The sequence below is a fragment of the Umezawaea sp. genome, from assembly GCF_036375055.1.
Lineage (GTDB): Bacteria > Actinomycetota > Actinomycetes > Mycobacteriales > Pseudonocardiaceae > Umezawaea.
In genome coordinates, this window is record NZ_DASUSQ010000080.1 from 31,056 (window position 1) to 45,901 (window position 14,846).

13 protein-coding genes are annotated in these 14,846 nt (G+C 72.4%); 11 read left to right on the forward strand and 2 right to left on the reverse strand.

Features of this window, described 5'->3' with window-relative positions; translation table 11 throughout:
- Nucleotides 1-78 precede the first annotated feature (78 nt).
- Nucleotides 79-831 carry a GntR family transcriptional regulator gene (locus VFZ92_RS21795; protein ID WP_330877849.1) on the reverse strand — a complete coding sequence of 251 codons (753 nt, stop codon included), beginning with the start codon at nt 829-831 and terminating at the stop codon, nt 79-81.
- Nucleotides 832-920: 89 nt separating this feature from the next.
- On the opposite strand from VFZ92_RS21795, the gene VFZ92_RS21800 reads away from it, so the two are divergent.
- On the forward strand, nt 921-1,907 hold the full coding sequence (locus tag VFZ92_RS21800) for a YeiH family protein (RefSeq protein WP_330877850.1): 987 nt from the start codon (nt 921-923) through the stop codon (nt 1,905-1,907).
- Between the two features lie 6 nt (nt 1,908-1,913).
- Here the strand turns inward: VFZ92_RS21800 and VFZ92_RS21805 are convergent, their stop codons facing one another.
- Nucleotides 1,914-4,649 carry an AfsR/SARP family transcriptional regulator gene (locus VFZ92_RS21805; RefSeq protein ID WP_330877851.1) on the reverse strand — a complete coding sequence of 912 codons (2,736 nt, stop codon included), beginning with the start codon at nt 4,647-4,649 and terminating at the stop codon, nt 1,914-1,916.
- Nucleotides 4,650-4,804: 155 nt separating this feature from the next.
- Between VFZ92_RS21805 and VFZ92_RS21810 the strand changes: the two genes are divergently transcribed.
- The 10 genes from VFZ92_RS21810 to VFZ92_RS21855 all read left to right on the forward strand — a co-directional run bounded on the left by VFZ92_RS21810 (nt 4,805) and on the right by VFZ92_RS21855 (nt 14,834).
- The gene (locus VFZ92_RS21810; RefSeq protein ID WP_330877852.1) at nt 4,805-5,203 is read left to right on the forward strand and encodes a hypothetical protein; all 399 of its coding nucleotides are present in this window, start codon (nt 4,805-4,807) and stop codon (nt 5,201-5,203) included.
- A gap of 20 nt (nt 5,204-5,223) precedes the next feature.
- Entirely contained in the window at nt 5,224-7,044 is a 1,821-nt protein-coding gene (locus tag VFZ92_RS21815) for a PPE domain-containing protein (protein ID WP_330877853.1), read from the forward strand.
- Nucleotides 7,041-7,817 carry an ESX secretion-associated protein EspG gene (locus VFZ92_RS21820; RefSeq protein ID WP_330877854.1) on the forward strand — a complete coding sequence of 259 codons (777 nt, stop codon included), beginning with the start codon at nt 7,041-7,043 and terminating at the stop codon, nt 7,815-7,817. The genes VFZ92_RS21815 and VFZ92_RS21820 overlap by 4 nt, the downstream gene beginning before the upstream one ends.
- Before the next feature lie 26 nt (nt 7,818-7,843).
- On the forward strand, nt 7,844-8,407 hold the full coding sequence (locus VFZ92_RS21825) for a YbaB/EbfC family nucleoid-associated protein (protein ID WP_330877855.1): 564 nt from the start codon (nt 7,844-7,846) through the stop codon (nt 8,405-8,407).
- A 70-nt stretch (nt 8,408-8,477) separates the two neighbouring features.
- Nucleotides 8,478-9,341, forward strand: a complete 864-nt coding sequence (locus tag VFZ92_RS21830) for a hypothetical protein (RefSeq protein ID WP_330877856.1) — start codon at nt 8,478-8,480, stop codon at nt 9,339-9,341.
- A 41-nt stretch (nt 9,342-9,382) separates the two neighbouring features.
- On the forward strand, nt 9,383-11,587 hold the full coding sequence (locus VFZ92_RS21835) for a hypothetical protein (RefSeq protein ID WP_330877857.1): 2,205 nt from the start codon (nt 9,383-9,385) through the stop codon (nt 11,585-11,587).
- Nucleotides 11,588-11,666: 79 nt separating this feature from the next.
- Nucleotides 11,667-12,263 carry a YbaB/EbfC family nucleoid-associated protein gene (locus VFZ92_RS21840; protein WP_330877858.1) on the forward strand — a complete coding sequence of 199 codons (597 nt, stop codon included), beginning with the start codon at nt 11,667-11,669 and terminating at the stop codon, nt 12,261-12,263.
- A gap of 52 nt (nt 12,264-12,315) precedes the next feature.
- A complete protein-coding gene (locus tag VFZ92_RS21845) occupies nt 12,316-12,615 on the forward strand; it encodes a type VII secretion target (RefSeq protein WP_330877859.1) in 300 nt (99 codons plus the stop codon).
- A gap of 2 nt (nt 12,616-12,617) precedes the next feature.
- Nucleotides 12,618-14,228: a hypothetical protein gene (locus tag VFZ92_RS21850; protein ID WP_330877860.1), complete on the forward strand. Its 1,611-nt coding sequence runs from the start codon at nt 12,618-12,620 to the stop codon at nt 14,226-14,228.
- A 120-nt stretch (nt 14,229-14,348) separates the two neighbouring features.
- Nucleotides 14,349-14,834, forward strand: a complete 486-nt coding sequence (locus tag VFZ92_RS21855) for a hypothetical protein (protein ID WP_330877861.1) — start codon at nt 14,349-14,351, stop codon at nt 14,832-14,834.
- Nucleotides 14,835-14,846 lie beyond the last annotated feature (12 nt).

The window sequence follows — 14,846 nt, forward strand, 5'->3', positions numbered from 1 at the left end:
GCTGTAACGGAATGCTTCCGCAATTCGATGGGAAAGCGCATCAATGCATTTGGTTAGAATGCAGATCGCTTTCTCGTCCTATCCGGACGACCCGGTCAACTGGTACCCCGCGTGCGCCGAGAAGGCCGCCGTGAGCGCGAACCGGTCCCCCCGCACGAGCGTGTGCCGCCACTCCACGGGCCTGCCGTGGGCGTGGCTCAGGCGGTTGATCGAGAACGCCGCGGCCGAGGCGGGGCAGCGCAGCCGAGCCCGTTCGGCCGCCGTGGGCACGACCGCGTGCACGTCCTCGTGCCCGTGGTCGAGGCGGATCCCGGCTCGGGCGTGCAGTTCGGTGTACAGGCTGGTGTGGGTGAAGTCGGCGTCCAGCAGTGGCGCGGCCAGGTCGGCGGGCAGCCAGACGCGGTCGAGCGCCAACGGCTCGTCGCCCGCCAGGCGGATGCGCTCCAGGTAGACGAGCGGGGTCGAGCCCTCCAGGTCCAGGCGTTCCGCGACGAGGGCGTCGGCGCGCACGTCGAGCCTGCGCACGATGCTGTGCTGCGGCAGCCCCGAGGCCTCGACGGAGGCGAAGAGGCTGTACAGGGCCCCCATCGGCTGCTGGATCTCCGGCGGAGGGGCGACGCGCGGACGTCTGCCGCGCTCGGCGACGACGACCCCGTCCGCGCGCAGGCCGCTCAGCGCCTGCCGGACGGTGTGCCTGCTCACGCCGTAGTGCTCGACGAGCGCGAGTTCGCCGGGGAACCGGTCGGCGAACTCTCCCGCGTCCACGCGGGTCAGGAGTTCGCGCTGAAGTTGCCGCCACAGGGGGGTCGATCCGCCGCGGTCCAGCGCCATGTCCCCTCCTCCGGTCACGGCGAACGCTACCGTTTGTGAAATGTCCGTACATATCGTACTTTCGCTGTACGGACATCAAGGGAGTGGCGGTGCTGGAAACCAAGCGGTCCCGCCTCGCCCGCACGGCGCCGGGGCTCCTGCTCTCGCTGGCGGTCGCGGCGGTCGCCACCGGGCTCGGCGCGGTGGTGCCGGTCGTCGGCGGCCCGGTCTTCGCGATCGTGCTCGGCGCGCTCGCCGCTGCCCTGGTGAAACCCCTCCAGGACCCCCGCTGGGCCCCCGGCCGCGCGACGGCGTCCACCACGGTCCTCCAGCTGTCCATCGTGGTCCTCGGCACGGGCCTCCAGGTGCGCCAGGTGGTCCGGGTCGGCACCGAGTCGCTGCCCGTCATGCTCGGCACCCTCGCCGTCGCGCTCGGCGGGGCGTGGCTGCTCGGCAGGCTGCTGGACGTCCGCGGCGACACCCGGACGCTGATCGGCGTCGGCACGGGCATCTGCGGCGCGTCGGCCATCGCCGCCACGACCGCCGTGCTCAACCCGAAGCAGACCCACGTCGCCTACGCGCTCGGCACGATCCTCACCTGCAACGTCGCCGCCGTCCTGCTCTTCCCGCCGATCGGCCACCTGCTCGACCTGAGCCCGCACGCGTTCGGCCTGTGGGCGGGCACCGCGATCAACGACACCTCGTCCGTCGTCGCCGCCGCGTACGCCTACGGCGGCGACGCGGGCGAGTACGCGCTGGTCGTGAAGCTGACCCGCACCCTGATGCTGGTCCCGGTGATCGCGTTCCTGGCGATCAGGGCGAACCGCCGCGGCGCGCTGCCGTGGCACCGCGTGGTCCCGCCGTTCCTGCTCGGCTTCGTCGCCGCGGTCGTCCTCGGCAGCCTCGGCGTCGTCCCGGCGGGCGTCTCGGCGCTGGGCCCGTTCCTGATCACCACCGCCCTCGCGGGCATCGGTCTGTCCCTGCGCCCGAACGACCTCCGCCGGGCGGGCGGCGCTCCGCTGCTGCTCGGCGTCCTGCTGTGGCTCGCGGTCGCGGGCAGCAGCCTCGGCCTGCAAGCCCTCACCGGCACCCTCTGACCCCGCCTAGCCCGCCGCGGGCTCCCGCCGCGCCAGCTTCGCCGTCAGCTCCTCCGCGTCCGCCAGCCGGAGTTCCCGGTACAGCCGGACCGCCGCCTGCCAGTGCGGCGTGGCGACGTGCGCCCCGCCGATCTGCTCCAGCGCGTCCCCGATGGCCCGGTGGCACGCCGCCGCCTGGTACTGGTCGCCCAGCTGCTCCGCGAGTTCCAGACCGTCCACCTGGAACTGGAGGGCCTCGGCGGTCCGCCCGAGCTGCCACAGCGCCGACCCCGCCGTGTGCAGCGCGGTCACGTGCGACGTGGACAGCGCCACCGACGCGAGCAGCCACAGCGCTTCCTTCATGCACTGGAGCGCCTCGTCGGCCTCGTTCATCCCGAGCAGCACGTTCGCCAGGTTGTTCAGCACGGTGGCCTGCGCGCGGACGTCGCCGATGTCGCGGGCGACGGTCAGCGCCTCCGTGGTGCGGTCCCGCGCCTTCTCGAACTCGCCCGCCGCCAGCAGGCTGTAGCCGAGGCTGTCGAGCGCGGCGCACTCCAGGTGGGGGTCGCCCGCCGCGAGCTGGACGGCCCGCGAGCTCTCCCACACGGCGTCCTCCAGCCTGCCGAGGTCGGCGAGGGTGGCGCTCATGCGCAGCAGCAGCATCGCCTCGGCGTGCGAGTCGTCGAGCGCCCGCGCGGCGTGCAGGCCGACGCGGAACGCGTTGAGCCGGTCGACCCGGTTGCCGCGCCGGAAGTAGAACGCGTCCAGGCACAGCGCGAGCTTCCACGTCCGCTCGTGGTGGCGGTTGTTCGCGGCGATCTCCAGGACCAGCCGCAGGTTCGCCTCCTCCAGGGTGAACCAGTGCACGGCGTCGTTGTGCGAGGACAGCACCGGGAAGCTCGCGGGCGGGTGGACGGGGTCGCCGAACGGCCGCACGTGGTCGGCGAGGTGGGCGCGGGCGGTGTCGGCGACGTGCAGGTAGTAGTCGAGCAGCCGTTCGGTGCTGACGGCGTTGTCCTCACCCGGCTCGGTGGCCACGAGGTGCCGCGCGAACAGCCGGACCAGGTCGTGCCGGGAGTACCGGTCGGGCGTCGACTCGTGCAGCAGGTTCGCGTACGCCGCCGTGCGCAGGTGGGTGCGGGCGGTGGCCACGTTGATGTCCAGCAGCGCGGCGGCGGCGTAGCAGTCGAGGTCGGTTCCGGGGTGCAGGCCGAGCCTGCGGAACATCCGGGCCGCGCCCTCGGGGAGCTCCCGGTAGCTCACGGCCAGCGCGGCCCGCACGCCCCGCCGGGCCTCGGGGAGGGACAGCGCGGCCAGCCTGCTCTGCTCGTCGTGCAGCTCGTCCACCAGCGACCGGATCGTCCAGCGCGGCCGTGAGGTCAGCCGGGCGCCCGCGATGCGCAGCGCGAGCGGCAGCCGGTCGCACAGCTCCACCAGCTCCGCGGTCGCCTCCGGTTCCAGGTCCGTGCGCCGCCGTCCCAGCATCCCGACGAGCAGGTCGGCCGCCGCAGTCCTTTCCAACGTTGTAACAGGCACCACCGACGCGCCCTCGGTGACCACGAGGTCGTTCAGCCCGTGTCTGCTGGTCACGAGCACGAGGCAGTGGGCCGACCCCGGCAGCAGCGGCCTGACCTGACCGACCGAGCGGGCGTTGTCCAGCACGACCAGCACCCGCTTGTCCGCCAGCAGCGACCGGTACTGGGCCGCCTGCTCGTCCAGGGTGCTGGAGATCTGCGAATCGGCCAGGCCCAGGGTGCGCAGGAACCCCATCAGCGCCGTGCGCGGGTCCACCGGCTCGGTCTCGTCGAACCCGCGCAGGTCGAGGAAGAGCTGGCCGTCGGGGAACCCGGGCGCCACCCGGTGCGCCCAGCGCAGCGCCAGCGCCGTCTTGCCCACGCCGGGCGGCCCGACCAGCAGGCCGATCGCGGAGTCCTGCCCGGTCAGGCAGTCGTCCAGGTCCGCCAGCTCCGTCTCGCGCCCCACGAACCCCCGGTGCTCGCGCGGCAGCTGCGCGGGCCCGCCCGCGACCTCCGGCGGCTCCTCGACCGCCAGCACCGCCTGGTAGGCGGCCCGCAGCTCGGGGCCGGGGTCGACGCCCAGCTCGTCCACCAGCCGCTTCCTGGTCCGGTGGAACAGGGCCAGCGACTCGGCCTGCCGTCCCGCTCGGTGCAGGGCGAGGACCAGCTTGGCGACCAGCGGCTCGCGCAGCGGGTAGCTCTCCGCGAGCGGCGCCAGCGCCGTCACCGCGTCGCCCGCCCGGTCGAGGCGCAGCAGCCGCTCGGCCATGTCCTGCACGGCCACCAGCCGCAGCTCCTCCAGCTTCGCCGCGGTCGCCTCGCCGAGCCCCGGTGACGGCACGTCGGTGAGGAACGGACCGCGCCACAGCTTCAGCGCGGCGGTGAGCTGCTCGACGGCGGTCTGGTCGTCGACGGCCTCCCTGGCACCGCGCACCAGGTCCTCGAAGACGAAGACGTCGACCGCGCTCCGCTCGCCCTCCAGCAGGTAGCCGGGGGCGCGGGTCACCAGGTCGAGGCCGGGTCCGAGCACCTTGCGCAGCTGGGCGACGTGGCCCTGGAGAGCGGCCTTCGCCTGCGGCGGGGGAGCGCCGTTCCACACGATCGAGAGCAGCCGATCACCTGAGACGACCCTGTTCAGCTCGAGCGCCAGTGCCGCGAGCACCGTGCGGCGCTTCGCCGCCCCCAGTTGCACCGGGGCGCTGCCAGCGGAAACGAGCTCAACAGTGCCGAGCAGGTTCACCCGCATCCGGAATTCCTATCGGCCATAGATGAAGTTCTCCGTGGAAATATTGGCACAGCGCCTGCCGCTGACCGCGTTGGAGACACGTTGGTGTGGCGTTGGCGGTTCACCGGAGGCTGGACCCACCACCGGAGAACCGTGCCCGCAGGGGGACACCCGCAATGCAGAACACGAATGAGACGACGCCGCCCCCGACCATCAACGGTCAAGCGATCGAGCTGCGAGAGAACATCAAGTCCGGCAAGGTCATGCTGGACCCCGTCACGGGCGAGGAGCTGCGGAAGCTGCTGCGCGAGCAGGTCGAGCAGGTCGACTCCTGGCTCGCCCGCGCGGGCAGGCTGGCCCGCCCCGCCCCGCTGGGCGCCAACCCGGTCAGCGACGCGATGTCGAACAAGTTCGAGTCCCGCGCCGAGGGCGACCCGCTGTCGTTCGTGAACGTCATGACCGCGTACCGCAAGGTGTTGCAGGACACGCACGACCAGGTCAGCGCGGCGATCACCAAGTACCAGCAGGTCGACGAGGACCACCGTGCCGCACTGACCAAGCTCGAAGGCATCTGAGGCGAGAGGCGCACCGCATCATGACTCCCGAGGTCGACCCGGTCCTCAAGGACACGCAGAACTGGGAATCGCACTCCCACCGCACCCTCTACGAGTCCGTGCACATCAACAACGACCCCGGCCAGTCCGGTGAGATCGGCTCCGAGTGGGCGCAGTTCGCCACCGAGCTGGCCGAGTCGGCGCAGGTCATCACGGAACGCATCGTGGCGACCGAGAGCGGCTGGACCGGTGACTCGGCCGACGGGGCGCGGACCGCCATCAAGAAGCTCTCCGACTGGATCTCCGGCACCGCGCAGACGGCGGGCCAGGTCGGCGACCGGGTCATCGACCAGGGCCGCGTCATGCAGGACGCCCGCGCGAGCATGCCGGAACCGCTCGAGTTCACCTGGAACGGCGCCACCGCCGCGATGGTCGGCGGCGGGATCTCCACCCTGCTCACGTCCACGGCCGACGTGCAGGCCGCCAGCGCCGCGGCGCAGGCCGCCAAGGAGCTGGCCGTCACGGTGATGACGAACATGGAGGCGAACTCCCGCGCGATCGACCAGACGACGCCGGTGTTCACCGCCCCGTTCAACCCGGTCACCGGTCAGACCGAGGAACCGCAGGTCGTGACCATGCGCGGCGTGCAGGCGCCCACGGCGGGCGGCGCGGTCGACGGGCTGGCGATGCTGACCCCGACGCAGCAGGGCCGGATGCTGCCGGACGGCGTGGAAGCCGGGGTGGCGCAGGCGCGGCAGGCGGGCCTGGAGCCGGGTGCCGGGCAGCAGGGGGCCTACACGTCGGACGGGAGCACGGCGGCGGCCGCCGCGATGGCGCCGGTCATGCCCGCCGCCTCGTTCGACGGCGGCGCGTACGGCGCGGGCGGTGCCGGTTCGGGCGGTTACGCGGGCGGCGCGGGTGCCGGTGGTTACGCGGGCGGCGCCGGTGGCGCGGGCGGCTTCGCCAGTGGCGGCTTCGCGGGCGGCGGCGCTGTCGCCGCTGGTGGCGGTGGCTACCGGGGTACCACCGGTGGCAGCGGCTCCGACGACTTCGAGTCGTACCGGCCTGCCGGGACGACCACGGCCGCCGACGCGGCGGCGTCGATCCCCGTCGCGAACCCGTACTCCCCGTCGGTGGGCGGCGGCTTCGGCGGCGCGGGCGGGTCCTCCGACCCGAACTACGCGGGCGGCGGCGCCGGGTACGGCGGTGGCTTTTCGGGCAACGGCGGAAAGGGCTCTGCCCCTTCGCGCAATCCTGCCCCCGGAACTGCGGGCAACCCTGCCGGTTACCTCGGCGCCCCCGGCGCCAGGCCTCCCGGCGTGCCGATCGAGGGCATCGGCGGCGCGGGCTCGCCCGGCCGTCCCGGCTTCGGCGGCGCCGGCGGCTTCGGCGGTGGCGCGGGCGCCGGTGGGTTCGGCGGCGGAGCCGGAGCCGGTGGCTTCGGTGGCGGCGCGGGCGCCGGTGGCTTCGGTGGCGGCGCGGGTGTCGGTGGCGGCGCGGGCGGCGGCTTCGGCGGTGGCGGTGGCGCGGGTGGCGGCTTCGGCGGCGTCGGCGGTTCCGGCGCGGCGGGCGGCGGTGGCCAGATGGCCGCGGGCGGCTCGACCGGCGTCGTGCAGCCGGGTCGCGGTCCGGTGCCGACCGGCGCGTACCCCGTCGGCGGTGTCGGCGGCGCGGGCATGACCGGCACGCCCATGGGCGGCGCGCCGATGGGTGCCGGCGCGGGCGGTCGCCAGGAGGACAAGGAGCACAAGGCCGCCTCGTACATCATGGGCGGTGACCTCTTCGACGTCCCCGGCGAGAACCTGCCGCCGTCGGTGATCGGCGGCGTGAAGCCGAAGAAGAAGAGCGGTGAGCAGTCTTGATCACCCCCGAGTTCCTGCTGAGCCCGGCTGAACTGGACGTGCTCTGGCACGACCTCGGACTCGGCAGGCTGCCGTACCCGCTGGACGTCCCCAGCTTCGGCAGCACGATGGAGGAGCGGGCCCGGCTGCGGCTGGACGTGCTCGACGGCCTGCGGCGGCGCGACCTGGCGACCAACGCGCGGTTGCAGGACCTCCTGCGGCTGCTGAGCGACCACGAGGTCGCGGTCGACGCCGTGGCCAACATGGAGCGGCGGCCCGTGCGGGCCGTCGCCGCCTCGGACGGCAGCCAGGCCGTGCTCGCGATCATCGACGAGGAGCAGATCGGACTGGTCGAGGTCCGGCCCACGGCGTTGGCGAAGTCCATCGTCGGCGTGCTGACCGACGCCTCGGCTGGGCCGGGCAGCGCGCTGTCGCTGCGGCTGGAGACGTTGGCCTCCGCCGTGGCGATGCACGACGAGCCGGACGAGTCCGACGACCCGTGGGGCGACGACGACCTGGACGAGAAGCAGGCCCTCCAGCGCGCGGGACTGTCCAAGCAGGACGCCTCCGTCATCAGCGAGCTGGCGGAGAACCGCGTGGCGGGCGGCCAGTTCGGGGTCACCCGCCGCGGTGGCAACCGCTACCGCACCGAGCGGGCCGGGGTGTTGATCAACTGGTTCGACACCCCGCAGGGGCGCTACCTGATGGTCCGCGAGAACGGTTGGCTGAGCCTGTCGCCGACCGACAACGAGCGGATCGCGAACCGCATCGACTCGGTGCTGACCTCGGTCTGAGGTCTGTTCGACACGAGGGGGAAGACGTGGACCCGGACCAGTGGCTGAAAGACGTGGAGACGCGGCTCTCCGACCTGAGGCAGAAGTCCGAGGTGCTGGTGGAGAACCTCGCGACGGCCACTGCGACCGCGACGTCCGGGGACGGGGCCGTGACCGTCACCATCGCGCCGAGCGGCGCGCTGCAGAACCTGGAGCTGACGCAGCGCGCCGCGGGCATGAGCCCCGGCAAGCTCACGGCGTCGATCATGGAGGCCGTCCGAAGAGGACAGCGGGCGGCGTCGGCGAAGATGGCGGAGGCGTTCGCCCCCCTCGGCGGCGGCACCGAGTCGATGGACCTCGTCCGGAGCTTCCTACCGCCCGCGGAGGACGAAGGTGAAGAGGAGAACGAGGAGCGCGACCTCAAGGCGGTCGACGCCCTCGACGAAGAACCCGCGCCGCCGCGGCCGTCCTACCCGCCGCGGCCCCCAGCGCCGCCGCACCCGCCTGCGTACCAGCAGTTCGTCCCTCCGCCACCCGCGCAGTCGCCACCGCCCGCGCGTCCCGCGCGCGGTCAGGCGGATTTCGAGGAAGACGAGAACCACCCCTGGTGACCGCGCGGCCCCGAGTGCCGCGCTCCCGGTCCCGCTGCCGTCGACGCCGTTCCCCAGGAAGGTCCTGATCATGGTCGATTCGCCCCCCGGCATGGAGATCACCGAGGAGAACAAGTTCAAGGGCTCCTTGTTCATCTCCGCCTACGCCGACCTGATCGAATCGGTCGGCAAGGACGCCGAGTCCGAGACCGAGCAGGTGCTGGACATCACCTTCGCGGCGATCGGTGCGGCGTCGTCGACGGCGATGCTCGCGATCGACCCGTTCGGCACCCTCCTCGGCGCGGGCATCGGCTGGCTGATCGAGCACGTGAGCTTCCTCAAGGAGCCGCTCGACCAGCTCATGGGCGACCCGGACGAGATCAAGGCCAACGTCGAGGCGACGAAGAAGACCGCGGCGGAGATGGCCGTGCTGGCCGAGACCCACCGCAACACCCTGGCGCAGCCGCAGGGCTGGACCGGCCAGTCGTCCGAGGCGTTCAAGGCCAACATGGACACGCTGGGCCAGGAACTGGACGCGCTCGCCAGCGCGGTGGAGAAGAAGGCGAAGATCGTCGCGATCTGCGGCGTGCTCGTGTCGGTGCTGCGCGACATCATCCGCGACCTGATCGCCCAGCTGCTCGGCTCCCTGCTGGCGGGGGCCATCGCCGCCGCGGCCGCCGCGTTCTTCACCTTCGGCGCCTCGATCGTCGCGTTCGTCGGCGTCGCGGTCGGCAAGGCCGTCGCCCTCGGCGTGAACATCGCCTCGCGCATCGCGCGGCTGGTCGCGGCCATGTCCCGGCAGATGGGCCGGATCAAGAACCTGGACGAGATCACCGAGAACGTCGGCAAGGGCTGGAACCGGTTCGAGGGCGCCGCTGACGTGGCCGAGGTCAGCTACGAGTCCTGGAAGGCCCAGGACAAGGTCGACAAGGCCGTCGACAAGGCGACCGCCTAGCCCTCACCCCCACCCGTCCCCGCGATCCCGAAGGCCCGATCATGGCGCGCAACGGCAGTCCGGACACCACCACGACCAGCAACCCCGGCAGCACCCCGCCCGCGGCACCCCCGCCTCCGCCGCCGTCGGCGCCGACCGGGCCCACCGGCACGGCGGGGTTCTCGCTCGGGGAGTCGTCGATCTCGACCCTCCAGAAGCACGCCACCGACCTGGAATCCCGCTACGAGGGGATTTCGGCTCAGCTGTCGTCGCAGACGCTGGCCGTGAACGCGCTGGGCGTGTTCGGCATCCCCATGGCGGTCGCCGTGAACGGCTCCAACTCCCACTCGATCGACAAGGCCAAGCAGGCCGCGGCGACGATGGGGAAGGTCAACGACGGGCTGAAGGCCACCGCGGAGACCCACACCAAGACGGACCAGTTCGCCGCCGACCAGTTCGGCAAGATCGTCCCGGACAGCGGCGCGAAGAACCCGACGGGCGGTCCCGCCGCCACGCCCAGGACGCCCGCGCCCGCCGGGCCCGAGGTGTCCGAGTTCGACCCGCCACCGGGTGGTCCGCTGGACGCGCCGCCCGCCCAGCAGGGTCCGGCCGGTCCGCAGGTGTCGCAGTTCGAGCCGCCGCCCGGCGGCCCCGTGACCACTCCGCCCGCCGCGCAGGGCCCGGCGGGCCCGCAGGTGTCGCAGTTCGAGCCGCCGCCCGGCGCTCCCGCGGTCACCCCGCCCGCCGCGCAGGGCCCGGCGGGCCCGCAGGTGTCCCAGTTCCAGCCGCCGCCCGGCAACGCGGACACCACCACGACGACCGCCGCGACGCCGCCGCCCGGCGCGCCCCCGATCGCGCCGCCCCCGACCGTCCCCGGCCCGGTCGGCACGCCCCCGCCCAACCCCGGCGCGACCGTCCCCGGCGGGCCTCCGATCGCCCCGATGCCGATCATCCCCGGCGGCTCCCCGAAGGCTCCCGCCGTGCCGCCGACCACCGACACCACCCAGGTGAGCGCCATGTGGCCGCCCGCGGGCCCCCGGCCCGGCGGTGTGCCCTACGTCCCCGGCGCGGCAGGCCCGGTGATGGGTTCGTTCACGCCCACGCCGCCCGCCGTCGACTCGCTGGGCCCCATCGCGGCGAACAACCCGCCGACGAACCCGCGTCCACCGGTGACCCCCAACCCCTACGTGCCTTCGCCGCCCCCGCCGCCCAAGTCGCCCGCCGTCGACTCGCTGCGTCCCGTCGCGGACGCCAACCCGCCGTCGGCGAAGCCGCCCGTGACCCCGCCGCCCGCGTGGTCGCCCCCGGCTCCGCCCGCTGGTGGCGTGCCCGGCTTCGGCGGTCCCAAGGCGGAACCCGCGCCCCCCGTGGTCACGGGTCCCTCCCCGGACGGCCCGCCGAAGGGCACCTTCACGCCACCGCCCGGCGCGAACCCGTTGGGCCCCATCGGGGACGCCAACCCGCCCGGCCACGGCCCGAGGCCCGACCCGGCGGCACCCCCCGGCACGACGCCGACGCCCCCGCCCCCGGGAGCGCCCGGTCTGCTCGACCCGAAGGGCTACCCCGGCGGCGAGAACCTGCCCGACCAGCCCGGTCCCAAGGGCGAGCCCGCGCCGCCCGTCACCACGACCACGCCCGACCCGGCCCTGGTCAACCTGCCGCCGACGCCGCCGAAGGTCGAGCAGGTCATGGCGCCGCCGAACATCCTCGACCTGCTCGACCCCCGCGGGTACCCCGGCAGCGAGAACGCGGACGCGACCGGCCCCAAGGCGGACGGCGCGTGGCCCGCGACCACGATCGACGGCAAGCCGTGGTCCGACCTCCAGACCCTCACGCCGGAGCAGAGCCAGAAGTGGATCGACAACCTGCGCAACATCCTGGCCACCAAGGAGGACGGCGCGTTCTTCTGGTCGGGCAGCGTGTACGACTCCGACGGCAACCGGGTCTCGGTGATGAACGAGGCCGAGTACATGGCGAAGGCCGACGGGCGCAGCACGCTGGAGGGCACGCTGGACGACAAGGGCATCAAACTGCCGTCGTGGGGCAACACCAGTCCCGAGGGCAAAGCCGTGTGGGACAGTGTCTCCGCGAGCCTGGCGCACGGCTCCAGCGGTGACGTCTACGTCCTGCTCGGACCCAGCAGGCGGCCGGACAACGTCTTCCACATGACGGAGTTCCCGATCCTCGAACAGAACCCGAACGTGAACCGCGTGATCGCGATCGACGTGCAGACCAAGGAAGAGACGGTCATCTTCACCCGTCCCTGACCGACCCGAGAGGTAAGACGTGGACCCGCTGGGCCCGATTGACGCGAACCGGATGAAGAACGTGGATCCGGATCAGTGGATGAACGACATGCAGGCGAAGCTCACCGACCTCAAGCAGAAGTCCGAGGACCTGGCGGAGAACCTCGCGACGGCCACCGCGACCGTGACGTCCAACGACGGAGCGGTCAAGGTGACCATCGCGCCCACCGGCGCGCTGCAGAACCTGGAGCTGACCCAGCGGGCCGCGGGCATGAGCCCCGGCAAGCTCACCGCGTCGATCATGGAGGCCGTCCGGAAGGGACAGCAGGCGGCGTCGGCGAAGATGATGGAGGCGTTCGCACCCCTCGGTGCGGGCACCGAGTCGATGGACCTCGTGCGCAGCTACCTGCCGCCCGCGGAGGACGACGACGAGGACGACGTGGAGGAGCGCGACCTCAAGGCCGTGGACGCCTTGGACGACACGCCCCCACCCCCTCCGCCTGCCGCGCCGCCGTACCAGCAGCAGTACCCGCAGCCGCCGTACCCGCAGCAGCCCTACCCGCCGCGGCCCCCGATGCCGCCGCAACCGCCCGCGCACCAGCCGTACGCGCCACCGGCGGCCCAACCGCCGCCACCGCCCGCGCGCCCCACGCGCGCGCAGCCGGATTTCGAGGAAGACGAGAACCACCCGTGGTGACCGAGCGGCCGACCTGCCGCACGGCGCCCGACCAGAGCGGAAGGAACACCTGATGGCTGCTGGATTCGAGGTGAGGCCGGACGACCTCGACACGTTCTCGACGAACCTTCAGTCGTTGGTGGACTCGCTGTCCGAGTCCAAGGACGTCCTCAACGGCGTCCACTTCGATCCGCTGGTGTTCGGCATCATCGGCCAGTTCTTCAGCATCGCGGCCCGCAACAAGGTCGCCGAGGCCAAGGAGGTCATCGGCAAGTACGAGACCGCGCTCTCCACGGCCAAGGACAACACGAAGCTGACCGCCGAGAGCTACCGCATCACCGACCAGGGCAACGCCGACACCTTCAAGGGGTAGTGATGGCCGAAACGGCCACAGAAGAGAAGAAAGACGGCGGAATCCCCGGCCTCACCCTGACCCCCGGCTTCGGCGAGGGCACGGAGTGGGTGGACGGCTTCTCCGGCGCGGGCATGGTCGACACCGTCGCCGGCCTCGTCAAGGCGATCCAGGACGGCAACACGGCGGCCATGGCCGCCTACGGCGTGGGCCTCGGCTTCGACGTCGTCGGCGCCGTGCTCAACCCGTTGGGCGCGCTGCTGGGCGCGGGCGTCGGCTGGTTGATCGACCACCTGTACTTCCTGCGCGAGCCGCTGGACCTGCTGATGGGCGACAACATCGCCGTCCGGCAGGAGACCGAGAAGATCAAGAACGACGCGGACAAGTACCAGGCCCTGGCCACGACCCACGTCGAAGCGCTGAAGAAGCTCGACCCGTGGACCGGCCAGACCGCGGACGCGTTCAAGGCCAGCATGAAGAAGGTCGCCGACGAACTGGCGGCCATCGGCATGGCCATCAACGGCTCGGCCGAGACCATGGCCACGATGGGCGCCTGCGTCACGGCGTTCCGCTCACTGGTCCGCGACATCATCGCCATGGTGATCGGCAACCTCATCGGCGGCGCCCTGGTCGCGGCCGGTCTGGCCCCGTTCACCTTCGGCGCCTCGATCGTCGCGTTCGTCGGCGTCGCGGTCGCCACCGCGCTGGAGGCGCTGGGCCGCATCCTCCGCCACATCACCAACCTCAAGTCCCTGCTCACCGCCAACAAGGCGGCGGGCGACCAGCTCGGCACGGCGCTCACCAAGATCGCCGACGACGCGGGCAGGCTGAACAGGAGCGGCGGCACCACCACGCCGTCCGGCGCACCCCCGGTCGCCCCGCCCGCGAGCAAGCCACCGGAGGTCCCCGGCGGCGGCGCACCCGCTCCGAAGCCCCCGGACACCCCGCCGGCGCCCCCGGTCTCGAAGCCCCCGGAGGTTCCGGGCGGCGGCGCACCGGCTCCCAAGCCCCCGGACACCCCACCGGCACCTCCCGTGTCGAAGCCGCCGGAGGTCCCTGGCGGTGGTGCGCCTGCGCCGAAGCCGCCGGACACGACGGTTCCCGCTGGTGCTCCGCCGGTGTCCAAGCCCCCGGAGGTCCCAGGAGGCGCTCCGAAGCCACCGGGCGGCACCACGACCCCGTCGGGCGCTCCGCCGGTCTCCAAGCCGCCGGAGGTCCCAGGGGCACCCGCCCCGAAGCCCCCGGACCCGAAGCCGCCGACACCCCCGGTCAACCAGCCGCCCAAGTGGTCGCTCCAGGACATCAAGGACATCGCCAACAAGATCAAGAACGGCCGCAAGGACGGCATGGAGCAGTTCGGCAAGTTCGGCAAGGGCAAGCTGGAGGCCAAGCTCACCGGACCGCCGCACAACAAGACGCCCCAGGAAGCCGCCGACATCGCCCGCTGGGTGAAGAACTTCGAAGAACTGGCCGCACCCGGCGGCACGGTCAACGTGGGCGGCAGGGTCGTCGCCACCGGCACCCTGCTCCACCTGGCGCACGAGCTGTGGAAGGAAATGTCCGCCGACGTGCAGAGCCAGAAGGAGAACGAGGACTACATGCAGGACATCAGGGACTACAACAAGACCAAGTAGGCCCCTGACGACGACGGGCGGCCCCAGGCACACTCCTGGGGCCGCCCGTTCGCGTTCCTGAGGTGGCGCTTTCGGCGTTCGTGCCTAGCATTGGTCCGTGCCCGAGCCGGAGGAGCCGCCATGGTGTTCAGAAGCGCCTTCCGCCGCGGCCTGGAGTCCCACGAGGCCCGGATAGCCCACCAGGTCTTCGGCGACGCACTGGACACCAGCGCCCTGAGCTTGGCCGAGGGCGGCCTGCTGGGCAGCTTCGGTGTGGCCCGCACCCTCCCCAGCCTCGTCACGTTCCCCAGGGGAGTCCTCACCACACCCCAGCACCAGGCCAGGTACGAACGCTGGCTAGTGCACGAACTGACCCACGCCTACCAGTACCAGCACGGCCGCAGCGTCCTCAGCCTCCTACCGACGGCGTTCGCGGGCTTCTTCGTCAAGGGCCTCTACGACTACGGCGGCCCCGAGGGCTTGCGCGGGAAACCGTTCACCGCCTTCAACACCGAACAGCAGGCCAACATCGTCGCCGACTACTACTACCTGAGCACCTACGAACCCCACCGCGACCTGTCGGCCTACGAACCGCACATCAACCACGTGCGCTCACAACCAACCTGAACCCGCCGGACT